This window comes from Phytopseudomonas argentinensis, assembly GCF_900113905.1.
Classification (GTDB): domain Bacteria; phylum Pseudomonadota; class Gammaproteobacteria; order Pseudomonadales; family Pseudomonadaceae; genus Aquipseudomonas; species Aquipseudomonas argentinensis.
The window spans coordinates 360,115-383,322 of the sequence record NZ_FORC01000004.1 but is presented as its reverse complement, the minus strand read 5'-3'; the positions used below and the strand labels follow the sequence as shown (position 1 = coordinate 383,322).

The window sequence follows — 23,208 nt, the reverse complement described above, 5'->3', positions numbered from 1 at the left end:
TGGGCGAAATCGTGAGGCGCTGTGCGTGGCGCGCATGCCGGGATGACCTTAGATTGCACCAGGTTCAAGAATTCTGGAGCAGGGCATGCGCGTAGCCGTACTGACATTCGATGGTTTCAACGAGCTCGATTCGTTTATCGCCAGTGCACTGTTCAACCGCCTGCGCGAGCAGGGCTGGCAGGCGCAGATCACCTGCCCGAGCGCCCAGGTAACCTCCTTGAACGGCGTGCGGGTTGAGGCTCAGCAGCCGCTCGAGTTCGCCCGCGAAGCGGATGTGGTGCTTTTCGGCAGCGGCATCAAGACCCGCGAGGTCGCCCAGGACGAAAGCATCCTCGAGCGTCTGCAGCTCGATCCATGCCGGCAGCTGATCGGCGCTCAATGCTCGGGAACGCTGCTCATGGCCAAGCTGGGTTTGTTGCAGGCGCTGCCGGCCTGTACCGATCTGACCACCAAGCCCTGGGTGGTGGAGGCCGGTGTCGAGGTGCTGAACCAACCCTTCTGTGCCCGTGGCAACCTGGCGACGGCGGGCGGTTGCCTGGCTGCACCGTACCTGGCTGCCTGGGCTATCACTCGGCTCGCCGGTGAACAGGTGAGTGCCGAGGTGCTGCACTACGTGGCGCCCGTGGGCGAAAAGGAGGTATTCGTCGAGCGGGCACTGAATGTGATCCGCCCTTATCTGCCGGCGACCGCTTAACCCTGATCGCGTTTCTCGTGGGCTTCGATGATTGCCAGCAGGTCGGTCAAGGTGCTTTGCAGATAACGGCCGGCGCGGTAGTCCGGTTTGATCGCTTCGCCGCCGTTGATGACTGCCTGGGGGCGCTCGATAAAGCGACCGATGAGTTCGAAGCCCTCGTCCAGCACGGCGACGACCGGTATCAGGATGCGCTCGAGCTCCAGGCGATCCAACAATTCGTCTTCGGCACGGCCCTTGGTGATGATCGACAAATCGATACGCGGCTGCAGGGTTTGCATCCGGTGCATTGCCGTAACATTGAGTTGGCAGTCGGGGCACCACATTTCTGCGGCCACCAGCAGGTGATAACGCCCGGTTACAGCGTGCAGCCGTTGCAGGGTCGTGGTGTCGAACGCATCGCTGGCGTTCAGCAGTTGTTGAACACGCTCCACCGCGGCAATTTCGTCGGGCAGGCCGCGGTGAATGAACGACTCGAAAGACTCGCCAATGGCGAAGAGTGCCTGATAGCTGGCCATGCTGACTTCTCGAATGGGTGAGGGCGCAGTCCAGCAGAAAAGCGCGGGGGCGGCAACCGCTGTCGATCTAGCGCGTTGGCACGTAGCGTTCGACGATGCGCTGCAGGCTGCCATCACTGCGCATGCCTTCGAGGGCGTCGTGGACGGATTCGACCAGCTTGGGGTCGCACTGCAGCGAGCAGGCGATATACATGTCCAGCGGTGCGAGCAGGGCGCTCATCGCCAGCTCCGGGCCGCTGTCCCACTGGTGGCGGCCTTCCAGGTCGGTGGTGAACCAGGCATCCACCCGGCCGCGCCTGACCAGCTGGATCGGCCGGTCGCCCAGTTTCAGGGCATACAGCTGGTCATCGCTGAAACCCGCCTGCCTGAGGATTTCTTCCTGCGCCGTGCCCAGGCCGACAGCTACCAGGCGATAGCGCTGGCGCGCTTGCTCCAGGCTGGAAACCGGATTGTCGAGGGTGAAGAAGGCGCGGGACAGCGGCTGGATATTGGCGACCCAGGTGTAGTGGTCTTCCCGTAATGCGGTTCTGGACAAGGGCACGATCAGCACGTCGTGGGCTTCCTGAGTGCGTTTCTGGGCCCTGGCCCATGGCGCGTTCTGCACCGCCACACGATAGCCGGCCCGCTGTACGGCCATTATGGCGGCATCGCCAGTGATGCCGTGGCCATCCTCGCCATGCTGCGCCAAGGGTGGGGCATCCGGCAGATAGAGCTGGATGGTCGGTGGCTCGGCAGCGAACGAGCAGGGCAGCAACAGTAATGACAGCAGGCAGGCGAGAAGGCGCAACGTGGAGGTTCCTTGGCGTTATGCCAGGAGTATAGGAGCTGCCGGGAGGATATCTGTGAACCATTGTTGATTGGCCGGCAAAAGCAGACAGGCTGCCTGGGCGAGGGGCGCATCGCCCGGGGTGTGCCCCCAGGCGACCGACTGCGTCAGTGCCGCAGCTGAGGCAGGTCGCGGAACAGCTCCAGCGCCTGGGGGTTGGCCAGGGCATCGGTGTTCTTGACCGGCTGGCCATGCACCACGTTGCGCACCGCCAGCTCGACGATCTTGCCGCTGATGGTACGCGGAATATCGGCGACGGCGACGATCCGCGCCGGCACATGGCGCGGTGTGGTGTTGGCACGGATCACCTGGCAGATCTGCTTCTGCAACGCCTCGTCGAGCGTCACGCCGTCGCGTAGGCGCACGAACAGCACCACGCGCACGTCGCCGTCCCACTCCTGGCCGATGGCGATGGATTCCAGTACCTGCTCGACCTTTTCCACCTGGCGGTAGATCTCGGCGGTGCCGATGCGCACGCCGCCGGGGTTGAGCACGGCGTCCGAGCGGCCGTGGATGATCAGCCCGCCATGGGGCGTTTCCTCGGCGTAGTCGCCATGGGCCCAGATGCCCGGGAAGGTCTCGAAATAGGCGCTGCGAAACTTCTCGCCGTCGGCATCGTTCCAGAAGCCCACCGGCATCGAGGTGAAGTGCTTCGCGCAGACCAGTTCACCTTTCTCACCGATCACCGCTTTGCCGGCGTCGTCCCACACCTGCACGTCCATGCCCAGGCCCTTGCACTGGATTTCGCCGCGGTACACCGGCGAAACCGGGTTGCCGAGGGCGAAGCACGAGACGATATCGGTGCCGCCGGAAATCGATGACAGGCAGACGTCGGCCTTGATGTCGCGGTACACGTAATCGAAGCTTTCGTGGGCCAGGGGCGAGCCGGTAGAGAGGATCGCCTTGAGGCGGCTCAGTTTATGGGTTTCGCGGGGCTTGGCATCGGCTTTTTCCAGGGCCGCGATAAACTTGGCGCTGGTGCCGAACACGCTGATGTCCTCGGCATCGATCAGGTCGATCAGCCGCGTGGGCTCGGGATGGAATGGCGAGCCGTCGTATAGCACCAGGGTGGCGCCCAGGGCCAGGCCGGAAACCAGCCAGTTCCACATCATCCAGCCGCAGGTTGTGTAGTAGAACAGGGTGTCCTCGGCCGTCACGTCGCTGTGCAGGCCGAGCTCCTTGACGTGTTGCAGCAGCGTACCGCCGGCGCCGTGGACGATGCACTTGGGCACGCCGGTGGTGCCGCTGGAGTAGAGAATGTACAGCGGTTGCTCGAAGGGCACGGGCGTGAAAGCTGGCTCGCCTTCGGCCTGGTAGAAATCTTCCCAGCAGGCGACCCTAGCCTCGGTCTGGAAGTCGTCGGCCGTGCAGCTGGTGTTGGCGTAAGGCACCACCACCAGTTCCTGCAGGGTTGGCAGGTGGGTGAGGATCTCGTTGAGCTTGCCGGTCAGGTCTAGGTTCTTGCCGGCGTAGCGGTAGCCGGCGCAGGCGATCAGCACCTTGGGCTCGATCTGCCCAAAGCGGTCGATCACGCCCTGGGTGCCGAAGTCCGGTGAGCAGCTCGACCAGGTGGCGCCCAGGCTCGCGGTAGCGAGCATGCCGACCAGGGTTTGCCAGGTGTTGGGCATAAAGGCCGCGACCCGGTCGCCAACATCCACGCCGGCCGCCTGCAGGCTGCGCTGCAGGCCGGCGACATGGGTGGCCAGTTGCGCATAGGTGAGTTGCTCACGGCTGCCGTCCTCGCCCACGGCAACGATGGCCGGGTGCTCATCGCGGCGACGCAGCAGATGCTCGGCGAAGTTCAGGGTAGCGCCGGGAAACCAGTGGGCGCTGGGCATCGCCGGGCCTTCTTCGAGCACCGCCTGCGGCGCCTGCTCGAAGCGGATGTCGAAGACCTCGACTATGGCCTGCCAGAACGCCTCGCGCTCACTCACGCTCCAGGCGTGCAGCGCCGGGTAGTCAGCCAGCTGCTGGCCGTGACGCTCGTTCACAAAGCGCCGGAAGGCGTCCATTCGGGTGCTGCCGATGCGTTCTGCCGAGGGCGTCCAAAGCGCTTGCTGCATGCTGTTACCTCACTACTTTTTATTCGCTGGGCAGCGTCGTGCGACCCTGCCGATGTCTATTACTGTGCCAGCCAGCCGCCGTCCATGTTCCAGGCCGCGCCGCGTACTTGAGCCGCAGCGTCGCTGCACAGGAACAACGCCAGCTCACCGAGCTGCCTGGGAGTGACGAACTCCAGCGACGGCTGTTTCTCGGCCAGCAGATTACGCCGTTCGCCCTCGCTGTCACCGCTTTCGGCGGCGCGCGCATCGATCTGCGCCTGTACCAGAGGCGTCAGCACCCAGCCAGGGCAGATGGCGTTGCAGGTGATGCCGGTGGTGGCGGTTTCCAGGGCCACCGATTTGCTGAGGCCGACCAGCCCGTGCTTGGAGGCCACATAGGCGCTCTTGCCAGCCGAGGCCGCCAGGCCATGGGCCGAGGCGATATTGATGATGCGCCCCCAGTTGCGCCGGCGCATGCCGGGCAGCGCCAGGCGGGTGGTGTGGAAGGCCGAGGACAGGTTGATGGCGATGATCGCGTTCCAGCGCTCCGGGGCGAAATCCTCCACCGGCGAAACGTGCTGGATGCCGGCGTTGTTGACCAGAATGTCGATGGCGCCGAACTCGCGCTCGGCGTAGGCGATCATCGATTCGATCTGCTGCGGGTCGCTCATGTCCGCGGGGTGGTGTAGCACCTTGCCGCCAGATACGGCCACGACCTCGATGCCCGCCTGGGCATCACCGAAACCATTGAGCAGCAGGTCGGCGCCGGCTTCGGCCAGCACCTGGGCGATACCCAGGCCGATGCCGCTGGTGGAGCCGGTGACCAGTGCGGTCTTGCCTTTCAGATTCATAGAAACTCCTCAGGTGCGCGGTGGTTACAGCAGACCGTGCATCTCACAAAAACTAGACGATGCCGGTGCTGTAGAAAACGCCGATGACAAAGAAGACCGCGAGTGTCTTGATGATCGTGATGCCGAAAATATCCTTGTAGGCTTCGCGGTGGGTCAGCCCGGTGACCGCCAGCAGGGTGATCACCGCGCCGTTGTGGGGCAGGGTGTCCATACCGCCGCTGGCCATGGAGGCGACGCGGTGCATGACTTCCAGCGGGATGTTGGCGGCGTTGGCCGCGGCGATGAAGCTGTCGGACATGGCGGCCAGGGCGATGCTCATGCCGCCCGAGGCCGAGCCGGTGATGCCGGCCAGCAAGGTGACGGTCACCGCCTCGTTGACCAGCGGATTGGGGATGCCCTTGAGCGCGTCGGCGAGTACCAGAAAGCCCGGCAGCGAGGCGATCACCGCACCGAAACCGTACTCCGAAGCGGTATTCATTGCCGCCAGCAGCGAGCCACCGACGGCGCTCCTGGTGCCCTCGGCGAGCTTCTCGCGGATCACCCCGAAGGCGCTGACCAGCACCATCAGGATGCCCAGCAGCAACGCGGCCTGTACAGCCCAGATGGCGGTGAGCTTGCTGACGTCGGTTTGCAGCGGTGCGGCCATGCCGGCCAGCTGCAGGCTATGGGTCTTGCCGTAGAACTCGGGAATCCAGTGGGTGAACAGCAGGTTGGCGACGCCCACCAGCACCAGCGGTGCGATGGCCAGCCAGGGACTGGGCAGCTTGATGTCGTCCGGGGTTTCCGGCTCGTTGCGCAGTTCGGTACCGTAGCCTTCGCCAGCGCGCAGCGCCTTGTTCAACTGGCGGCGCAGGTAGAGCATGCCCATGCCGAGCACGAACAGACTGCCGATCAGCCCCAGCCAGGGCGCTGCCCAGGCGGTGGTGTTGAAGAAGGTGGTGGGAATGATGTTCTGGATCTGCGGCGTGCCGGGCAGGGCGTCCATGGTGAAGCTGAACGCGCCCAGGGCAATGGTCGCCGGGATCAGCCGCTTGGGGATGCCGCTCTGGCGGAACATCTCGGCCGCGAACGGGTAGACCGCGAACACCACCACGAACAGCGACACGCCGCCGTAGGTCAGCAGGGCGCACACCAGCACGATCACCAGCATCGCCTGGCCGGTGCCCAGGAGGCGAATGGCGGCTGCGACGATGGAGCGCGAGAAGCCGGACAACTCGATCAGCTTGCCGAACACGGCACCGAGCAGGAATACCGGGAAGTAGAGCTTGATGAAACCGACCATCTTCTCCATGAACACCCCGGTGAACGCGGGCGCCACGGCGCTTGGATCGGTGAGCAGCACCGCGCCGAGGGCGGCGATGGGAGCGAAGAGGATGACGCTGTAGCCACGGTAGGCAGCCAGCATCAGTACAGCCAGTGCAGCGAGGGCGATGATGACACTCATCGACGATCTCCTGACCCTACAACGCGGCGAATCGACAGGCTGCCGTAGCCATTCGAGTAACTCGCACAGGCGCTGTGGGCGCTTTTGTTTTTGTTGTCGGCGGCGGGTGGGCCCGCCGCCAGGCAATAGCGAGTTCTGTGCCAGTTTTATAACTTATTGAATTCCAATGATTTTATTTAAACCCTTGGTAGCTGCGCGTTGATTTATCCCGATTTCGGGATGGAAATTGATTCTGGCGCACGCCACGCCGGTATCTGCTGAAGTCCTGAAAGTGAGATCAGTCCCATTTTCAGGATTGCAGGCCAAGTTCCAGCATCTTGCGGTACAAGGTGGATCGCCCCAGGCCCAGGCGTTGCGCGGCTTGCGGCACATCCCCGGCGGTTATGGCCAATGCCTTGCGGATCAGCTCGCGCTCGAAGCTGGCTCGCGCCTGATGGAAGTCTTCGATCTGCCCATCGCTCGCCGCTGCTCGCTGTGCTTCTGGCAGCGCCTGCAATGTCCCGATCGCTGCCGCCACCGTGGTACGGTCGAGCAGCGTGTCATCGCTGAGCAGGCAGGCGCGCTCCAGCACGTTGTGCAGTTCACGCACGTTGCCGGGCCAGGCGTGGCGGGCGAGCAGGGCCATGGCCTCGGGGTGCAGTTCGTGGCGACCCTGCAGCGCATCGAAGATCGCCTCGCAGAGCGCCGGCAAGTCTTCCAGGCGCTCGCGCAACGGTGGCACGGCGAGGGTCAGCACGTTGAGCCGGTAATACAGGTCGGCGCGGAAGGTACCTTTGCGCACCGCCGCTTCCAGGTCGATGGAGGTGGCGGCAATCAGCCGAACGTCGCTGCGCAGCACTTCGTTGGAGCCCACCGGCTCGAACTCCTTCTCCTGCAGCACGCGCAGCAACTTGCTCTGCAGCGGTAACGGCATGTCGCCGATCTCGTCGAGAAACAGCGTGCCGCCATGAGCGATCTGCAGCTTGCCGGCGCGGCCCTTGCGGTCGGCACCGGTGAAGGCGCCCGGCGCGGTGCCGAAGAACTCGGCTTCGAGCAGGGTCTCCGGGATCGCTGCGGTGTTGAGGCTGACGAAGGGTTTGCTGGCCCGCGGCGAGGCATTGTGGATGGCGTGGGCGAGCAACTCCTTGCCGGTGCCGGTCTCGCCCAGCAGCAGCACTGCAGAGTCACTGGTGGCGCTGCGCCGCGCCAAGCGCTTGACCTCCAGGCTGCGGGCGCTGGTGCCGATGAACTGGGCGAAGCTGTACTTGGCCTGGCGCGACTTGAGTTGCGAGCGGGTCGATGCCAGTTCCTGCTGCATGCTCTGGTAGCGGGCCAGCAGCGGTGACAGCGATTGCAGCTCGTCGAACAGGGCGAAGCCGATGGCGCCGATCACCTGGCCGGCGTCGTCATGGATGGGCAGGCGCATGACCACCAGCGGTTCGCGGGGCGTGTCCATCATGTCCAGCAGGATCGGCCGGCCGCTGTTCACCACATCGCGCAACAGGCTTCCGGGGATCACGCTTTCGCAGGGGCGGCCGATCGCCTCACTGGCGCTTTGCAGGCCGAAGCGCTGGGCGTAGCGCTCGTTCATCCAGACGATATGGGCGTCGCGGTCGACGATGATGGTGCCTTCGCTGGATTGCTCGAAGATCTCGAACAGCGAACGGATGGCCGACTGGCGAATGTGGGGGTAGTTGCCGAGGTCCTGCATGGCGCGCTCGTATGCGGGGTGAGCGTCGATCATAACGCGGCGCGGCACCCTTGCGGTGCCGCGCCATGGCGGTCAGCCGGCTTCGCTGGCCTTGCGCGGGGTTTTCGCGGCTGGCGCCTCGATCAGCCCGTCGGCGCGGAACATCGCCTTGATACCGCGCACGGCCTGGCGGATACGATCCTGGTTCTCGATCAGCGCGAAGCGCACATGGTCGTCGCCGTAATCACCGAAGCCGATGCCCGGCGACACGCAGACCTTGGCTTCGGCCAGCAGCTTCTTGGCGAACTCCAGGGAGCCGAGGTGGGCGTAGGCCTCGGGGATCTTCGCCCAGACGTACATTGAAGCCTTGGGGTTCTCGACCATCCAGCCCAGCTCGTGCAGACCCTTGACCAGCACGTTGCGGCGCTGGCGGTACTGCTCGGCGATATCCAGCACGCATTGCTGGTCGCCTTCCAGGGCGGCGATGGCCGCCACCTGCAGCGGCGTGAAGGTGCCGTAGTCGTGGTAGCTCTTGATTCGCCCCAGGGCATTGACCAGCTCCGGGTTGCCGACCATGAAGCCGATCCGCCAGCCGGCCATGTTGTAGCTTTTGGACAGGGTGAAGAACTCCACGGCAATGTCCTTGGCGCCCGGCACCTGCATGATCGACGGGGCCTTCCAGCCGTCGTAGACGATGTCGGCGTAGGCCAGGTCGTGGATCACCAGCACATTGTACTGCTTGGCCAGGGCCACCACGCGCTCGAAGAAGTCCAGCTCTACGCACTGCGCGGTGGGGTTGGAGGGGAAGCCGAGGATCATCATCTTCGGCTTGGGGATGCTCTCGCGGATTGCCCGCTCCAGCTCGATGAAGAAGTCCACGCCCGGCACCAGCGGCACCGAACGCACCTGGGCGCCAGCGATCACTGCGCCATAGATGTGGATCGGGTAGCTGGGGTTAGGCACCAGCACCGTGTCGCCGTGGTCCAGGGTGGCCAGCATCAGGTGCGCCAGACCTTCCTTGGAGCCGATGGTGACGATGGCTTCGCTCTCCGGGTCGATGTCGACCTGATAGCGCTCCTGGTACCAGCGCGAGATCGCCCGGCGCAGGCGCGGGATGCCACGGGAGGTGGAGTAGCCGTGGGTGTCTTCACGCTGGGCAACCTGCACCAGCTTTTCCACGATATGCGGCGGCGTGGCGCCATCGGGGTTGCCCATGCTCAGGTCGATGATGTCCTCGCCACGGCGGCGAGCGGCCATCTTGAGTTCGGCGGTGATGTTGAAAACGTAAGGGGGGAGACGATCGATGCGCGCAAAGCGACGCGAAGCCTGTTCAGACATGCTTTCCTCGAAGAACGTAAGCGCCCGGAACCGTCCGAGCGACGTAGGCCACTGCGGTGGCCTGGGCGGACAATAAGGCCCGCCACGGGCTTTGTCGAGAGGCTTGATCAGCGCGGCAAGCGGTTTTGTGGATTGCCTGCTGGGTGCCACGAAACGATATCCTTGGCGCTGACTCGAACACCCACGCACCATGCAGGCACCGGGCAGACTGGTGTCGCATCACAACAAGACAGAGAGCCTTATTCAGATGACTCAACGCACCATCGCCATGGGCCTGTTCACGGCCAGCCTTGCCGTGACGCTGCCGGCCGCTGCCATGACCGAGCAGCAATTCAACGATGCGGCAGCGCAGGTGTTCGCGCCGCTGATGGCCGAGTACGACGTGCCGGGCCTGGCGGTTGGTGTCACCTGGCAGGGCAAGCATTACGTTTACACCCAGGGCCTGGCGAATCGCGATGCCAACATCGCGGTATCCCGGCAGACACTGTTCGAGCTGGGCTCGCTGAGCAAGACCTTCAACGTCACCCTGGCGGCATTGGCCCAGGAGCGTGGGCTGCTGTCGCTGGATGATCAGGTCGGTGAGCGCCTGCCGGTATTGAAGGCCACACCGGTCGGCGACTTGAGCCTGATGGACCTGGCTACCCATCAAAGCAATGGCCTGCCGCTGCAGGTGCCGGATGACATCCAGAGTGACAGCGCTTTGATGACCTGGCTGCGTCAATGGCAGCCGACGGCAGACGCCGGGCATGAGCGCGCGTACTCCAACATCAGCATTGGCCTGTTGGGGCGTATTTCCGCCAGCGCGTTCAGCCAGCCTTATGCCCAGGCGTTGCATGACCAGGTATTGGCACCGTTGGCGCTGGGCAGCACCTATATCCAGGTGCCTGCAGCGCAGATGCCGCGCTACGCCTATGGTTATGCGCGGCAGACCAACAAGGCCATCCGCGTGAGCCCCGGCATGCTGGATGCCGAAGCGTACGGCCTGAAGTCGAACATCGACGACATGCTGCGCTTCGTCGATATCAACCTGGGTTCGACAGCGGTGCCCGAACCACTCGCTGCCGCCATCGCGGCTACCCATCAGGGGGTGACGCGAACCGCGCCGTTCACCCAGGCGATGATCTGGGAGCGCTACCCGTGGCCGCTCGCGCCTGAGCGTCTGCTGGCGGGTAACGCCCCATCCATGGCCATGCAAGCGCAGCCTGCTAGCAGACTGGATGCGCGGGAAACCAGCGAACATGGGGTGCTGTTCAGCAAGACCGGCTCGACCAATGGCTTTGGTGGCTACGCGGCGTTCGTGCCGGATGAGCGCATCGGCGTGGTGATGCTGGCCAACCGTAACGTGCCGCTGGAGGCTCGAGTCGATGCGTCCCACAAGCTGCTGCAGCAGGTGCTGAAAGCTGAACGGTAGGCTCAGGCGTTTTTCAGGCGCAGCAGCAGGGCGATCAGCACCTCGATATCGGCATCCGTGGTTCGCCAGGAGCTGACGCTCAGGCGAAAGGCCGGTCGGCCCTGCCAGATGGTGGCGCCGAACCAGACTTCGCCCGAATCCTGCGCAGCCTTGAGAATGGCCGTGGTCTGCTCGTCCGAGTCGGCGCGTACCAGCACCTGATTGAGGTGCACGCGGTTGAGCACCTGATAGCCGCCATTGCGCAGTGCGTCGGCCAGGTGTCCGGCTTGACGGATATGCTGGTCGATCATCGTGCGCAGGCCATCGCGCCCCAGGTTGGCCAGTGCCGCCCAGATCGCCACGCCCCGCGCGCGGCGCGAGAACTCCAGGGTCAGGTTCTTCTGCGAGTCCTTCGAGGCCATGGCGTACGCCGCATCGCTGTTCATCGCCGCAGCCAGGGCTTCGCCGTCGCGGCAGATGGCCATGGCGCTGTCGTAGGGTGTGTTCAGCCACTTGTGGCCATCGGTGGTCCAGCTGTCCGCCAGTTCCACGCCCTCGGCCAACCTGGCTGATGACGAGGCCCGCGCCCACAGGCCGAAAGCGCCGTCGACATGCACCCAGGCGCCGGCCGCCCTGGCCTTGGGGATCAGCTCGGCGAAGCGGTCGAACTCCCCGGTATTGACCTCGCCAGCCTGGAGGATCAGCAGGGTGCGATCATCCAGATCCGGAAGCCTGGCCGGATTGATGCGGCCGTGTTCGTCGACCGCCGCCAGTTGCAGGCGGCGCATGCCGAAGCCGAGCACGCGTAGGGCTTTCCTGACGGTGATATGGGCGGTTTCGGAGATCACCACGCGAATTTCCGGGGCGCCGATCAAGCCATCCTGATCGAAATCCCAGCCGTGCCTGGCGAGCAGCGCGCGCCGTGCTGCGGACAGGCAGGCGAGGGTACAGGCGGTGGCACTGGTGCCAAAACCCACGGCGCTTTCGCGTGGTAGGCCGAGTGCTTCGCAGACCCAGCGGGCGGCGACCTTCTCCAGCTTGTCGGCGATGGGTGAGCCGTCGAAGGATGACGCGCACTGGTCCCAGGCCAGCACCAAGCGCTCGGCCGCCGCCGCGGCAGGCAGGGTGGCACCGATCACGAAGCCGAAATAGCGCGGGCCATTGCTGGTGACGGTGGCGGGCGAGCCGAGTTCATCGAGCGTATGCAATACCTGCCCGGCCTCTTGCCCCGTGCCTGGCAGGGGCTGGTCGAAGGCATCCAGGGCGGCGATGGCGCTCTCGTGAGGGTAAACCCGGCGCTGATCGAGCGAGTCGTTATAGGCGATGGCGCGGCGGTCGGCGTCGGTCAGCAGGGCGTGTTCGGCAATGCGCATGGGGCGGGTCTCGGAAGTTGGCAGCGATGTGCAACCCTAACCGAGGGGGATGGCGGCCTGTCAGATACAGCCCACGGCTGCTTGTCCCCTACAGCGCAGCGGCCAGCACAGCTGTATCCGGTACAGTTAGCGCAAATCTCAGGCGAACAATGTCTTTGTAGGAAGCTGGCCTGGGATCAGCGGCAGCCTGTGAAGGGCTCGCGGCTGAAGCCGCTCCCAGGTAATTCGTTGCCCGACGAATTGTGAAAAACCATAAAAAAGCCCCGCACTGGGCGGGGCTCCTTCTTGACGCTAGTAACGCTTAGGCTTGAACGACCGGGATGTTCGCGTTGGCCGCAGCCTCGCGGAACTCGGCGATCTGGTCGAAGCTCAGGTAGCGGTAAACGTCGGCAGCCATGCTGTCGATGTTCTTCGCGTACTCCATGTACTCCTCGACGGTCGGCAGCTTGCCCAGGATGGACGCGACAGCGGCCAGCTCGGCAGAAGCCAGGTACACATTGGCACCATCACCCAGACGGTTCGGGAAGTTACGGGTCGAGGTCGAAACCACGGTCGAATTCGGCTCGACGCGTGCCTGGTTACCCATGCACAGCGAGCAGCCCGGCATTTCCATGCGCGCGCCAGCCTTGCCGTAGATACCGTAGTAGCCTTCTTCGGTGAGCTGGTGAGCGTCCATCTTGGTCGGCGGCGACAGCCACAGACGAGTCGGCAGCTGCCCCTTGACCTGATCCAGCAGCTTACCGGCAGCGCGGAAGTGACCGATGTTGGTCATGCACGAGCCGATGAACACTTCGTCGATCTTCTCGCCCTGAACGGTCGACAGCAGGCGTGCGTCGTCCGGGTCGTTCGGCGCGCAGAGCACCGGCTCTTTGATGTCGGCCAGGTCGATCTCGATGACCTCGGCGTACTCGGCGTCCTTGTCGGCGCTGAGCAGCACGGGATTGGCCAGCCAGGCTTCCATCGCTTGAGCACGACGCTCCATGGTACGGGCATCGCCGTAGCCTTCGCTGATCATCCAGCGCAGCAGGGTGATGTTCGACTTCAGGTACTCGGCAATGGCTTTTTCCGGCAGCTTGATGGTGCAACCTGCAGCGGAGCGCTCGGCCGAGGCGTCGGACAGCTCGAACGCCTGTTCGACGGTCAGCTCGTCCAGGCCTTCGATTTCCAGGATGCGGCCGGAGAAGGCGTTGATCTTGCCTTTCTTCTCGACGGTCAGCAGGCCCTTCTGAATGGCGTAGTAGGGGATGGCATGCACCAGGTCACGCAGGGTGATGCCTGGGTTCAGCTTGCCCTTGAAGCGCACCAGAACCGACTCCGGCATGTCCAGCGGCATGACGCCGGTGGCCGCGGCGAAGGCCACCAGGCCGGAACCGGCCGGGAAGGAAATGCCGATCGGGAAGCGGGTGTGCGAGTCACCACCGGTACCGACGGTGTCCGGCAGCAGCATGCGGTTCAGCCAGCTGTGGATGATGCCGTCGCCAGGACGCAGCGACACGCCGCCACGGGTGCGGATGAAATCCGGCAGGGTGTGGTGGGTGGTGACGTCGATCGGCTTCGGATAGGCCGCGGTGTGGCAGAACGACTGCATCACCAGGTCGGCGGAGAAGCCCAGGCAAGCCAGGTCTTTCAGCTCGTCGCGGGTCATCGGGCCGGTGGTGTCCTGGGAGCCGACGGTGGTCATCTTCGGTTCGCAGTAGGTGCCCGGACGCACGCCTTTGCCTTCCGGCAGACCGCAGGCCTTGCCGACCATTTTCTGCGCCAGGGTATAGCCCTTACCGGTGTCGACCGGCGCTTCCGGCAGTTTGAACAGGTCGGTTGGGCCCAGGCCCAGCTCGGCACGCGCTTTCTCGGTCAGGCCACGGCCGACGATCAGCGGGATACGGCCGCCAGCACGCACTTCGTCGAGCAGTACCGGGGTTTTCAGTTCGAAGGTGGTGATCACTTCGTCGCTGTTGTGCTTGCAGACCTTGCCCTGGTGCGGGTACAGGTCGATCACGTCGCCCATGTTGATGTTCGACACGTCGAACTCGATCGGCAGGGCGCCGGCATCTTCCATGGTGTTGTAGAAGATCGGGGCGATCTTGGTACCGAAGCAGAAGCCGCCAGCACGCTTGTTCGGCACATAGGGGATGTCGTCGCCGAAGAACCACAGCACCGAGTTGGTGGCGGACTTACGCGAGGAACCGGTACCGACCACGTCACCGACGTAGGCAACCGGGAAGCCGTCGCCGTACATCTGGGCGATCTGCTTCATCGGGCCGATGGAGCCTTGCACGTCCGGCACGATGCCTTCGCGGGCCATCTTCAGCATGGCCAGGGCGTGCAGCGGGATATCCGGGCGCGACCAGGCATCCGGAGCGGGCGACAGGTCGTCGGTGTTGGTTTCGCCAGTGACCTTGAATACCCGCAGGCTGATCTTGTCGGCCAGGGTCGGGCGCTTCTTGAACCACTCGCCATCGGCCCAGGACTGCAGCACGGCTTGCGCATTGGCGTTGCCGGCCTTGGCTTTTTCGGCCACGTCATGGAAGGCATCGAACATCAGCAGGGTGTGCTTGAGCTGCTCGGCAGCAACCGCGCCCAGCTCGGCGTCGTCGAGCAGTTCGACCAGGGTGGCGATGTTGTAGCCGCCCTGCATGGTGCCGAGCAGTTCGGTGGCGCGTTTCTTGTCGAGCAGCGGGGAGGTGGCTTCGCCCTTGGCGACAGCGGAGAGGAAACCGGCTTTCACATAGGCCGCTTCGTCGACGCCTGGCGGCACGCGATTGGTGATCAGGTCGAGGAGAAATTCTTCTTCGCCGGCCGGCGGGTTCTTCAGCAGGTCGACGAGACCGGCGGTTTGTTCGGCGTTTAGCGGCTGGGGCACGATACCCTGGGCGGCACGCTCTGCTACGTGTTTGCGGTAGGCTTCAAGCACAGTTATTACCCTCATCAGTGGTCCCAAATAGGGTGTCCGGGACGCATGCAGGAACGCATTAAACACATCCGTGGAGCAGCCTCATGGGCTGAGCACGATGGTTTCAATGCTTCCATCCGGAAGCTGCTTTCAAAGTTTTACGCCTGCAGGACGGGTCTGATGAGGGGCTGGCATGGCCTGAGGGTAACCATGCCAACATCGTACCTGCAGGATCGACTGTGCTCGTGACGCTTTGAAAACAGCTTCCAACGGACATTGGCGCCTTTCGCAAGGCGCGCTGATTCTAGCGGAAAGCTGCAACAAAGTTAAGTGAAAGACCCATCGTCCTCTGGGGTGATCCCCATTAGACAAAGGGCTAAGATGCACCCTCTACCGTTCTGTGTATCGATGTAACGCATGCCCAATCAACGTATCAAGACGCCTTGTGTAGGCCTGTGCTCCACGGTCTTCGGGGATTCCGTGTGCCGCGGCTGCAAGCGTTTCCACCATGAAGTGATCAACTGGAACGGCTACAGCGATGAGGAAAAACAGGCGGTCTGGCTGCGTCTGGAGATGTTGCTGGTGCAGGTGATGGCTGCCAAGCTGGAGGTATTCGACGAGACGCTGCTGCTCAAACAGCTGGAGCAGCGAAAAATTCGCTTCGTGCCCCACCAATCCCCTTACTGCTGGGCCTATCAACTGCTAGCCCGCGGGGCGAGGGTGATCATGCAGGTGGAGGCCTATGGCATTGCGTTGTTGCCCGAGTTCCGCGATTGGGAGCTGCCAGACCTGCGCGACGCGATCGACCGCGAGTTCTTCCTGCTTTCCGAGGCGCACTTCGAACGCTACATCGCGCCGCGCTTTCTCAAGGAGGGCATGGAGCTACGCGTCTAACGGCCTGCAAGCACGCCTCATTGATGCAAAAAGCCCGGCATTTGGCCGGGCTTTTTTCTGCAGGACCTGTCAGCGGTATTCGCACAGGTAGGCGGTGTCCTGTTCGACCTTGAGCTGGAACTTGCTGTCGGCCGGCACGGTGAAGCGGCTGCCGGCGGTGAAGGTTTCCCAGTTGTCGCTGCCCGGCAGTTTGACGGTCAGTGCGCCAGCGATCACGTGCATGACCTCCAGCTGGCCGGTGCCGAACTCGTATTCGCCCGCTGCCATCACGCCAATCGTGGCCGGGCCTTCTGCCATGCCGAACGCGATGGATTTGACGGTACCGTCGAAATACTCGTTGACCTTGAACATATGCATCCTCGTGAGCGGCAGAAATAGATGGCTGGCAAGTATGCCCAAGGCGTTTGATGGCGTCACGTGCTGCGCGTATTGGCGCGCTCGACCAGTACCAGCGGCAGCAGGCGGGCGGTATTGCGCGCGTCGCTGAGGGCACGATGCTGCTGGCCGCTGAAGCTGCTGCCGGCCAGTTGCAGCGCGGCGTTGAGCCCGACCGGGCGGGACAGTTGGCGCTCCTCGGCGAAGCGGCGTTTGAGGTCCAGGTGCGGCAACTCCTGCAGGTGGCTGGCAATGCCATGACGCTGGCATTCCTGGTACAGCTGCTGACGATCGTAATCGCCCCAGCTGCACCAGCCCTGCAAACGCGGATGATAAGGCTCCAGCCAGCGCTCGAACTGCGGCCACAGCACGGGCAGGGGCGCCGCCGCGTCCACCTCGGCCTGGCTGATATGGGTCAGTTGCCTGCAGAATCGAGTGAGCATGGGGCGGCGCATCGGCCGCACGAACCGCTGGAAGTGGTCGATTTCGTGACCACTGGCATTGACCAGGCTGGCACCGATCTCGATGATCTCCATATGCTCGACCGGCCAGCCACCGTCTTCGGTGGTGGCCTCCAGGTCGATGACCAACCAATACCCCATCGCCACTCCTTGATCGCCACGCCACGCCGTTCTGTCGGTGGCACTTGCATTCAGACCGACGAGTGGTGTGATTTGTGCCGTGTACGAAATGCCATCATGGCCGTTGTGTCTTTGTGGCGCTGACTATACTTGCCCACGGAAGGCCGGTTCTCTTACCCCAGCGTGATAGGTGAGTATGCTTCATGGATGAATCCGTGGTGTTTTCAGATGACGAGACGGTTGGGGACAGTAACCAGCCGGCCTGGCGCATTCTGACCGTAGACGATGACCCAGATTTTCAGCGCGCCACCGCCTTTGCCATTCGCGAGATGGAAATTCTGGGCCGGCGCGTCGAGGTTCAGCAGGCATTCAGCAATCGTGAAGCCGCCATGCTGCTGGCCGAGCAACAGGACTTCGCCCTGGTGTTGCTCGATGTGGTGATGGAGACCGAGGACGCCGGTTTGCGCCTGGTCAAGACCCTGCGGGAGGTCATCGGCAACGCCGAGATTCGCATTGTGCTGCTCACCGGTGAACCCGGCATGGCGCCGGTACAGAGCGTGATGCGCGACTACGACATCAACGACTACTGGTCCAAGAGCGAGCTGAGCGCCGAACGCCTGCTTACCGTGCTCACCGCGGGTTTGCGCAGCTATTCCCAACTCAAGGCCACCGCCCGCGCGCGGCGCGGCCTGCAGATGATCGTCGAATCCAGCAATGCACTGTTCTGCTCGAAGAACACTCGCGAGCTGTCGGCCAAGATCCTTTCCGAAATCGCCTCGTTGCTCGATCTGCAGGCCGAGGGAATCGTCTGCGTCAAGGCGCACGAAGCCAGTCTGGGCGAGTTGCCCGATGCCTACGTGATCAGCGCCAGTGGGCGCTTTTACCGCTCCATCGACGGCAATCTCAGTGGCCTGGGCGACGAAGCGGTAGCCGGCGCGTTGCGCTGCTGCCTGCAAAAGCAGAGCACGCTGCGCTTTGACGACTGTACGGTGCTGTTCTTTCCCCGCTTTCAGGCTGGTGCCGATTACGCCTGCTACGTGGCCACCGAACGCACCCTGGACGATACCGAGCTGGAACTGCTGGAAGTATTCAGCGCCAGTATCAGCCGAGGCCTTTATAACGTCGCCCTGTTCAGCCGCCTGGAGGAGATGGCCTACCAGGATGATCTGCTGAAGATCCCCAACCGCAATGCGCTGATCCGCATGCTCGACATGACCTTGAACAGCTCCAACAAGGATGAGCGCGTGCTGGTGCTGCTCGATATCGACAATTTCTCCGGTGCCAATACGGCTTTTGGCACCGGCTATGGGGATTTCATCCTGGGGCTGGTGGCCAACCGCCTGCGTGACGCGTTCGACGGCAACGTGCTGATCGCCCGGATTCGCGACGACCTGTTTGCCGTGCTGGGGCCGGAGGATCAGGTACGTGCCGAGGACATCGTGGCCTTGTTTCGCCGCCCCAACCGTCCTTACGAACTGGGCCAGGTGCACAGCCTGAGCAGCGTTACCCTGTATCTGCGCGACTTTGACGACACCGCCAGCGTGGCCCTGCAGGACGCGCGGCTGACGCTCAAGCAGGCCAAACAGTTCGGCCACGACCAGCATGTGGTGCACGACCGGCGGTTGCAGAGCGCCCATGCCGAGTCGTTTCGCCTGCTGCTGGCGTTGCGCGACGCCGTGGCCAGCGACCTGATCAGCATCGAGCTGCAGCCCCAGGTCGACCTGCGCAGCGGTTCGGTTACCGGGGTCGAGGCCTTGGCGCGCTGGTACCACGCCGATGGCAAGGCAACGCCGCCGCTCGAGTTCATCCCCCTTGCCGAGGCGACCGGCTACATTCTGCCGCTTGGCGACTTGCTCATGCGCCTGGCGTTGCAGGCGGCACGGCGCCTGGCCGAAGCCGGCTACCGGGACATCCGGGTGGCGATCAATGTCTCGGCAGCCCAACTGCTGCAGCGCGACTTCATCGAACGCTTCACGCTGCATCTGCAGGCTGCTGGAGTCAGGCCCGCGCAGGTCGAGCTGGAAATCACCGAGTCGGTGGCCATGCGCTCTTTCGAACAGGTCTGCGAGCAACTGCTGGCGTTGCGCGCGATGGGCGTCAAGGTGGCCATTGACGACTTCGGCACCGGGTTCTCCTCGCTCAGCTACCTGCGCCAACTGCCTGCCGACCGCTTGAAGATCGACCGTAGCTTCGTCGAGGAGCTGCGCGCCGAAGATGATGGCCAGGCAATCGCCGAGGCGATCATCCAGATCGCGCGGCGGGTGGGCATGTCGGTGATTGCCGAGGGTGTGGAAAACCAGCAGCAGGTCGAATGGTTGAGGGAGCATGACTGCCTGGAGGCGCAGGGCTATCTGTTCGCCAAGCCAATGCCCCTGGAACGGCTGCTGAGCTGGTTGGGCGAGCATTCATCGCGATGATCGCTCGCCGCCTGGCCGGCTGGCGAGAAATCCTCGCCAGGCCGTTGCCGCGTAACCTGCTGGTGCTGTTTCTGCCCTGGTCGCTGTTGATCGTGGTGCTCAGCCTGCTGCTTTACGACCGCATGCTCAGCGACCGTCTGGAGCCTCTGCTCGACGCCGAGTCGGACAGCCTCAACGAAGGTGTTGCGGTGCTGGAGCGGCATCTATCCAGCCTGCGCGGTGATCTGCAGTTTCTCAGCCAGCAGCCGCTGCTCAACCGCGCGCTCAGGCATGCCTCCGCTAGCAGCTACGCCGCGCTGAGTGAGCTGTTCGCCGAGTTTTCCAATAGCCGCGGCATCTATCAGCACATTCGCTGGCTCGACGAGAACGGCATGGAACGCGTGCGTATCGACGGCGGCTCGGGAAAGGCACGACAGGTCGAGGCGGCAGACCTGCAGAACGACTCGGCCGCCTATTACTTCGTGGAGACCATGCATCTCTACAAGGGCGAGTCCTATCTGTCGCGCTTCGATCTGGAACGGCATTATCGACCCGATGGCAGCCTCGAAGCGCTTGTGCCGATCCTGCGAGCCGCGGTGCCGGTTTTCAGTGAGCGCGGTGAGCGGCGCGGCGTTCTGATCCTCGATTACCGGGCCGAACGGCTGTTGGCGCGCTTGCGGGAAACCTCGCTCGCCTATGGCGGCTCGCTGCAGTTGCTCGACCATGAAGGCTACTGGATGCTGGGCGAGCGGCCCGAGCACGCCTGGGGCTTTCTGCTCGGCAAGCCAGAGCTGACGCTGGCCAGCCGCCAGCCGGCCACCTGGCGGCGATTGCAAACCGAGCAACGTGGTTCGTTTATCGACGCCGCGGGTTTCTGGACCTACAGCCATTTCCGGCCGAGTGACGCCGCCGCGGCCACCAGCAACGTCGCCGATCACTGGCTGTTGCTGTCGCACTTGCCGGCCGAGCACCTCAACCAGCTGCGGTGGGGCGTGCTGTGGCGCGTATTGTTGTTCTTCAGCGTGCTGCAGGGGCTGGGGCTGCTGATCAGCGTAAGGCGGGCGATCGACGAGGCCGAACGCTTGCGTGCCGAGCAGGGGCTGCAAGTGAGCAGCAAGGCATTGGCGGCGAGTAACGAGCAATTGCAGCGTACTGTCGAGCAGCTGCAGCGCACCCGTCGTGCCTTGTTGCAGGCTGAAAAGCTATCGTCCCTGGGCACCATGGTCGCCGGCGTCGCCCATGAGTTGAATACGCCAATTGGCGCCGCCAGCGTGGCCGCTTCGACCCTGGAGCGGGCCAGCCAGGAATTTCAGGCAGCGATGCGCGAAGGCCTGAAGCGCACCACCCTGGAGCGTTTCGTGCAGCGCACCGATGACGGCCTGAGCATCATTCTGATCAGCCTGGAGCGGATGTCGCAGCTGACCCGTGCTTTCAAGCAACTGGCCACCGACCGTGCCAGTACCGAGCGGCGGCGCTTCGACCTGCTCGAACTGGTGAACGAGGTGGCGCTGCTGCTACAGCCGAAGCTGCGCCAGAACGACCATCGAATCGTCGTGGACGTGGCCCCGGATCTGGTTCTGGACAGCTACCCAGGGCCTCTCGGGCAGATCGTGCAGAATCTCGTCGACAATGCGCTCGTTCATGCATTCGATCCCGGCGTGAAGGGTGTCGTCACCGTTCGTGGCCAACTAGATGAAGCGCAAGGGCAGTGCGTCATCGAGGTCATCGACGACGGTCGCGGCATGGATGAGGAGCTGCTGGACAAGATATTCGACCCGTTTTTTACCACCCGTCGCGGCCAGGGCGGCACTGGCCTGGGTTTGCATATCACCCACCAGCTGGCGGTGGATGTGCTCGGCGCCGAGCTGGAGGTCGACAGCACGCCGGGCGAAGGATCGCGCTTCAGCATCCGCTTCGATTTGAACTAGCCGTCGGGGGCTGCCGGCTCGCCATGCTGTAGGCTAGAATCGCCGCCGTTTGCTGCATGCCCTTGTTCGAGGTCCGCTCCATGCAATGCCGTCCTGGTTGTGGCGCCTGCTGTATCTCCCCGTCGATCAGTTCCTTTATCCCCGGTATGCCCAATGGCAAGGCCGCCGGTGAGCGCTGCGTGAATCTGGCCGAGGATAATCGCTGTTCGATCTTCGGGCGCGAGGATCGACCCGCCGTATGTGCCGCATTTTCAGCTGATTCCGCTGTCTGCGGTAATAGCCGTGAAGAAGCCATCCGCCTGCTGGCGTGGCTGGAAGGTGCCACCGCAACGGCTGTCTGACGCTCTACAGGCCAACCCCCGGAGAATAAAAATGTCGTTCACCCGTTTGTTGCTAGCAAGTACGGCGCTATGTCTCGCCTCCGCCGCCCATGCCGAGGACTGGCGCCTGGCCAAGGACGAGGAGGGTATCAAGGTCTACCTCAGCGAGGTGGCCGGCTCCCCTTACAAGGCCTACCGCGGCGTGACCTCGATCAAGACCGATGTGGCCAAGCTCCGGGCACTGCAGGAGGATGTGGTGGCCTCCTGTGCCTGGATCCACGAGTGCCAGGAGCAGCGGCTGCTCAAGCATGAAGGCGACAAGAGCTGGACCTACACCCGTTTCAACACGCCATGGCCGGTGACGCCGCGGGATTCGGTCATCGAGGTCACCACCGAACAGGGTGCAGATGGCAGCGTAACCCGCACCCTGCACGGCGTACCTGATTACCGGCCCGAGGAAAAAGGCTATGTGCGCGTCGCAAGTGTTGAAGGGCGCTGGACGATGACGCCAAAGCCGGATGGCATGGTCGAGGTCGTCTACGAGGCGCATACCGATCCCGGTGGCAGCGTTCCCTCGTGGTTGTCCAACAAGTTCGTGGTCGAAGCGCCGTTCAATACGCTCAGGGGCATGCGCGAAAAGGCCCAGCAGTAGTTTGCAAGCAATAAAAAACCCGCCACTAAGGCGGGTTTTTTCGTGTTCAGTAACGATCAGTCGTCGCCGCCCATGATGCCGAAGATCTGCAGCAGGCTGACGAACAGGTTGTAGATCGACACGTACAGGCTGATGGTCGCCATGATGTAGTTACGCTCACCACCGTGGATGATCGCACTGGTCTGGAACAGGATACAGGCCGACGAGAACAGCACGAAGCCAGCGCTGATCGCCAGTTGCAGGCCGCTGATCTGGAAGAACAGGCTGGCCAGTACCGCACCCAGCAGCACGAAGAAGCCGGCGGTGATGAAACCGCTCAGGAAGCTCATGTCCTTGCGGGTGGTCAGCACGTAAGCCGACAGGCCGAAGAACACCAGCGCCGTCATCATGAACGCCGAGCTGACGACCTCGGCACCGTTGGCCATGCCCAGGTAACGGTTGAGAATCGGGCCCAGGGTGTAACCCATGAAGCCGGTGAGGGCGAAGGTCGACAGAATACCCCAGCCGGAGTCACGCAGCTTGGCGGTCAGGAAGAACAGACCGTAGAAGCCGATCAGCACGACAAAGATATTCGGGTAGGGAACATTGGCGCGCTGCGCCATGAATGCAACGATACCGCTGAATGCCAGGGTGAGAGCCAGCAAACCGTAAGTGTTGCGCAGAACGCTGCTGACTGCGGTTTGTTCAACCCGTGAAGGGCTATGTGCGTAATCTTGTTCGCGCATGGCGACACTCCTAGTAAATGCTGTTGGTCCGTGACCAAGGTCGAGAAGCATCTTAACAGAGCCTTGGGTACTGCCAAGTCAGAGTGTTTGACAGTGTGTTGCGTTCCGGTAAGATGCCGCCCGCAACCTGCGAGGTTGCAAAGGAATGTTTCGGCAAGAAACGTCCGTGTCGACCTGGAGGGTTGGCAGAGCGGTTGAATGCAACGGTCTTGAAAACCGTCGAACGTTAATAGCGTTCCCAGGGTTCGAATCCCTGGCCCTCCACCAAATACAAGAGCCTGGCGATGCCAGGCTTTTTTTTGCCT

General features: G+C 63.3%; 19 protein-coding genes and 1 tRNA gene. 8 read left to right on the top strand and 12 right to left on the bottom strand.

Annotated elements, in window-relative coordinates; all coding sequences use genetic code 11:
* Window positions 1–85: 85 nt before the first annotated feature.
* Window positions 86–694 carry a DJ-1/PfpI family protein gene (locus BM154_RS19485; RefSeq protein WP_074888071.1) on the top strand — a complete coding sequence of 203 codons (609 nt, stop codon included), beginning with the start codon at window positions 86–88 and terminating at the stop codon, window positions 692–694.
* Here the strand turns inward: BM154_RS19485 and BM154_RS19480 are convergent.
* From BM154_RS19480 to alaC, 7 genes are all read right to left on the bottom strand, one after another.
* Window positions 691–1,209: a thioredoxin family protein gene (locus BM154_RS19480; RefSeq protein WP_074888068.1), complete on the bottom strand. Its 519-nt coding sequence runs from the start codon at window positions 1,207–1,209 to the stop codon at window positions 691–693. The genes BM154_RS19485 and BM154_RS19480 overlap by 4 nt on opposite strands.
* Window positions 1,210–1,276: 67 nt before the next feature.
* The gene (locus BM154_RS19475; protein WP_074888065.1) at window positions 1,277–1,996 is read right to left on the bottom strand and encodes a substrate-binding periplasmic protein; all 720 of its coding nucleotides are present in this window, start codon (window positions 1,994–1,996) and stop codon (window positions 1,277–1,279) included.
* Window positions 1,997–2,142: 146 nt separating this feature from the next.
* Window positions 2,143–4,098, bottom strand: a complete 1,956-nt coding sequence (locus BM154_RS19470; RefSeq protein ID WP_074888062.1) for an acetoacetate--CoA ligase — start codon at window positions 4,096–4,098, stop codon at window positions 2,143–2,145.
* A 59-nt stretch (window positions 4,099–4,157) separates the two neighbouring features.
* Window positions 4,158–4,928, bottom strand: a complete 771-nt coding sequence (locus BM154_RS19465) for a 3-hydroxybutyrate dehydrogenase (protein ID WP_074888061.1) — start codon at window positions 4,926–4,928, stop codon at window positions 4,158–4,160.
* A 52-nt stretch (window positions 4,929–4,980) separates the two neighbouring features.
* Complete coding sequence (locus BM154_RS19460) at window positions 4,981–6,372, bottom strand: GntP family permease (RefSeq protein ID WP_074888058.1); 1,392 nt, start codon at window positions 6,370–6,372, stop codon at window positions 4,981–4,983.
* Between the two features lie 289 nt (window positions 6,373–6,661).
* On the bottom strand, window positions 6,662–8,062 hold the full coding sequence (locus BM154_RS19455) for a sigma-54 interaction domain-containing protein (RefSeq protein ID WP_074888767.1): 1,401 nt from the start codon (window positions 8,060–8,062) through the stop codon (window positions 6,662–6,664).
* A 72-nt stretch (window positions 8,063–8,134) separates the two neighbouring features.
* Entirely contained in the window at window positions 8,135–9,379 is a 1,245-nt protein-coding gene (gene alaC / locus BM154_RS19450; RefSeq protein WP_074888055.1) for an alanine transaminase, read from the bottom strand.
* Between the two features lie 247 nt (window positions 9,380–9,626).
* Here alaC and ampC point away from each other — a divergent pair, with 247 nt between their 5' ends.
* Window positions 9,627–10,790, top strand: coding sequence for a class C beta-lactamase (ampC, locus tag BM154_RS19445; RefSeq protein WP_074888764.1), 1,164 nt, complete (start codon window positions 9,627–9,629; stop codon window positions 10,788–10,790).
* Window positions 10,791–10,792: 2 nt separating this feature from the next.
* Here the strand turns inward: ampC and BM154_RS19440 are convergent, their stop codons facing one another.
* Both BM154_RS19440 and acnB read right to left on the bottom strand, forming a co-directional pair.
* Window positions 10,793–12,142 carry a pyridoxal phosphate-dependent decarboxylase family protein gene (locus BM154_RS19440; protein ID WP_208609461.1) on the bottom strand — a complete coding sequence of 450 codons (1,350 nt, stop codon included), beginning with the start codon at window positions 12,140–12,142 and terminating at the stop codon, window positions 10,793–10,795.
* Between the two features lie 301 nt (window positions 12,143–12,443).
* Window positions 12,444–15,068: a bifunctional aconitate hydratase 2/2-methylisocitrate dehydratase gene (gene acnB, locus BM154_RS19435; protein WP_074888053.1), complete on the bottom strand. Its 2,625-nt coding sequence runs from the start codon at window positions 15,066–15,068 to the stop codon at window positions 12,444–12,446.
* Between the two features lie 381 nt (window positions 15,069–15,449).
* On the opposite strand from acnB, the gene BM154_RS19430 reads away from it, so the two are divergent.
* Window positions 15,450–15,926: a DUF1289 domain-containing protein gene (locus tag BM154_RS19430; protein ID WP_074888050.1), complete on the top strand. Its 477-nt coding sequence runs from the start codon at window positions 15,450–15,452 to the stop codon at window positions 15,924–15,926.
* A gap of 69 nt (window positions 15,927–15,995) precedes the next feature.
* On the opposite strand, the gene ppnP is transcribed toward BM154_RS19430, so the two are convergent.
* Both ppnP and BM154_RS19420 read right to left on the bottom strand, forming a co-directional pair.
* On the bottom strand, window positions 15,996–16,277 hold the full coding sequence (gene ppnP, locus BM154_RS19425; RefSeq protein WP_074888048.1) for a pyrimidine/purine nucleoside phosphorylase: 282 nt from the start codon (window positions 16,275–16,277) through the stop codon (window positions 15,996–15,998).
* Window positions 16,278–16,339: 62 nt separating this feature from the next.
* Window positions 16,340–16,903: a 3'-5' exonuclease gene (locus BM154_RS19420; protein ID WP_074888045.1), complete on the bottom strand. Its 564-nt coding sequence runs from the start codon at window positions 16,901–16,903 to the stop codon at window positions 16,340–16,342.
* A 182-nt stretch (window positions 16,904–17,085) separates the two neighbouring features.
* Here BM154_RS19420 and BM154_RS19415 point away from each other — a divergent pair, with 182 nt between their 5' ends.
* From BM154_RS19415 to BM154_RS19400, 4 genes are all read left to right on the top strand, one after another.
* On the top strand, window positions 17,086–19,299 hold the full coding sequence (locus BM154_RS19415; protein ID WP_074888043.1) for an EAL domain-containing response regulator: 2,214 nt from the start codon (window positions 17,086–17,088) through the stop codon (window positions 19,297–19,299).
* Window positions 19,296–21,206 carry a sensor histidine kinase gene (locus BM154_RS19410; protein WP_074888040.1) on the top strand — a complete coding sequence of 637 codons (1,911 nt, stop codon included), beginning with the start codon at window positions 19,296–19,298 and terminating at the stop codon, window positions 21,204–21,206. The genes BM154_RS19415 and BM154_RS19410 overlap by 4 nt, the downstream gene beginning before the upstream one ends.
* An 80-nt stretch (window positions 21,207–21,286) precedes the next feature.
* On the top strand, window positions 21,287–21,547 hold the full coding sequence (locus BM154_RS19405) for a YkgJ family cysteine cluster protein (protein WP_074888758.1): 261 nt from the start codon (window positions 21,287–21,289) through the stop codon (window positions 21,545–21,547).
* A gap of 31 nt (window positions 21,548–21,578) precedes the next feature.
* Window positions 21,579–22,178, top strand: coding sequence for an START domain-containing protein (locus BM154_RS19400; RefSeq protein ID WP_074888038.1), 600 nt, complete (start codon window positions 21,579–21,581; stop codon window positions 22,176–22,178).
* 56 nt (window positions 22,179–22,234) lie between these two features.
* Here the strand turns inward: BM154_RS19400 and BM154_RS19395 are convergent, their stop codons facing one another.
* The gene (locus BM154_RS19395; RefSeq protein ID WP_074888035.1) at window positions 22,235–22,903 is read right to left on the bottom strand and encodes a Bax inhibitor-1/YccA family protein; all 669 of its coding nucleotides are present in this window, start codon (window positions 22,901–22,903) and stop codon (window positions 22,235–22,237) included.
* A gap of 176 nt (window positions 22,904–23,079) precedes the next feature.
* Between BM154_RS19395 and BM154_RS19390 the strand changes: the two genes are divergently transcribed.
* Window positions 23,080–23,170, top strand: a tRNA-Ser gene (locus BM154_RS19390).
* The last annotated feature ends 38 nt before the right edge of the window (window positions 23,171–23,208 follow it).

Bases quoted from the DNA above. Each gene is read 5' to 3' on its own strand.
- BM154_RS19485 (WP_074888071.1), top strand. From the start codon at position 86: ATGCGCGTAGCCGTACTGACATTCGATGGTTTCAACGAGCTCGATTCG.
- BM154_RS19480 (WP_074888068.1), bottom strand. From the start codon at position 1,209: ATGGCCAGCTATCAGGCACTCTTCGCCATTGGCGAGTCTTTCGAGTCG.
- BM154_RS19470 (WP_074888062.1), bottom strand. From the start codon at position 4,098: ATGCAGCAAGCGCTTTGGACGCCCTCGGCAGAACGCATCGGCAGCACC.
- BM154_RS19465 (WP_074888061.1), bottom strand. From the start codon at position 4,928: ATGAATCTGAAAGGCAAGACCGCACTGGTCACCGGCTCCACCAGCGGC.
- BM154_RS19460 (WP_074888058.1), bottom strand. From the start codon at position 6,372: ATGAGTGTCATCATCGCCCTCGCTGCACTGGCTGTACTGATGCTGGCT.
- BM154_RS19455 (WP_074888767.1), bottom strand. From the start codon at position 8,062: ATGCAGGACCTCGGCAACTACCCCCACATTCGCCAGTCGGCCATCCGT.
- alaC (WP_074888055.1), bottom strand. From the start codon at position 9,379: ATGTCTGAACAGGCTTCGCGTCGCTTTGCGCGCATCGATCGTCTCCCC.
- ampC (WP_074888764.1), top strand. From the start codon at position 9,627: ATGACTCAACGCACCATCGCCATGGGCCTGTTCACGGCCAGCCTTGCC.
- BM154_RS19440 (WP_208609461.1), bottom strand. From the start codon at position 12,142: ATGCGCATTGCCGAACACGCCCTGCTGACCGACGCCGACCGCCGCGCC.
- acnB (WP_074888053.1), bottom strand. From the start codon at position 15,068: ATGAGGGTAATAACTGTGCTTGAAGCCTACCGCAAACACGTAGCAGAG.
- BM154_RS19430 (WP_074888050.1), top strand. From the start codon at position 15,450: ATGCCCAATCAACGTATCAAGACGCCTTGTGTAGGCCTGTGCTCCACG.
- ppnP (WP_074888048.1), bottom strand. From the start codon at position 16,277: ATGTTCAAGGTCAACGAGTATTTCGACGGTACCGTCAAATCCATCGCG.
- BM154_RS19420 (WP_074888045.1), bottom strand. From the start codon at position 16,903: ATGGGGTATTGGTTGGTCATCGACCTGGAGGCCACCACCGAAGACGGT.
- BM154_RS19415 (WP_074888043.1), top strand. From the start codon at position 17,086: ATGGATGAATCCGTGGTGTTTTCAGATGACGAGACGGTTGGGGACAGT.
- BM154_RS19410 (WP_074888040.1), top strand. From the start codon at position 19,296: ATGATCGCTCGCCGCCTGGCCGGCTGGCGAGAAATCCTCGCCAGGCCG.
- BM154_RS19405 (WP_074888758.1), top strand. From the start codon at position 21,287: ATGCAATGCCGTCCTGGTTGTGGCGCCTGCTGTATCTCCCCGTCGATC.
- BM154_RS19400 (WP_074888038.1), top strand. From the start codon at position 21,579: ATGTCGTTCACCCGTTTGTTGCTAGCAAGTACGGCGCTATGTCTCGCC.
- BM154_RS19395 (WP_074888035.1), bottom strand. From the start codon at position 22,903: ATGCGCGAACAAGATTACGCACATAGCCCTTCACGGGTTGAACAAACC.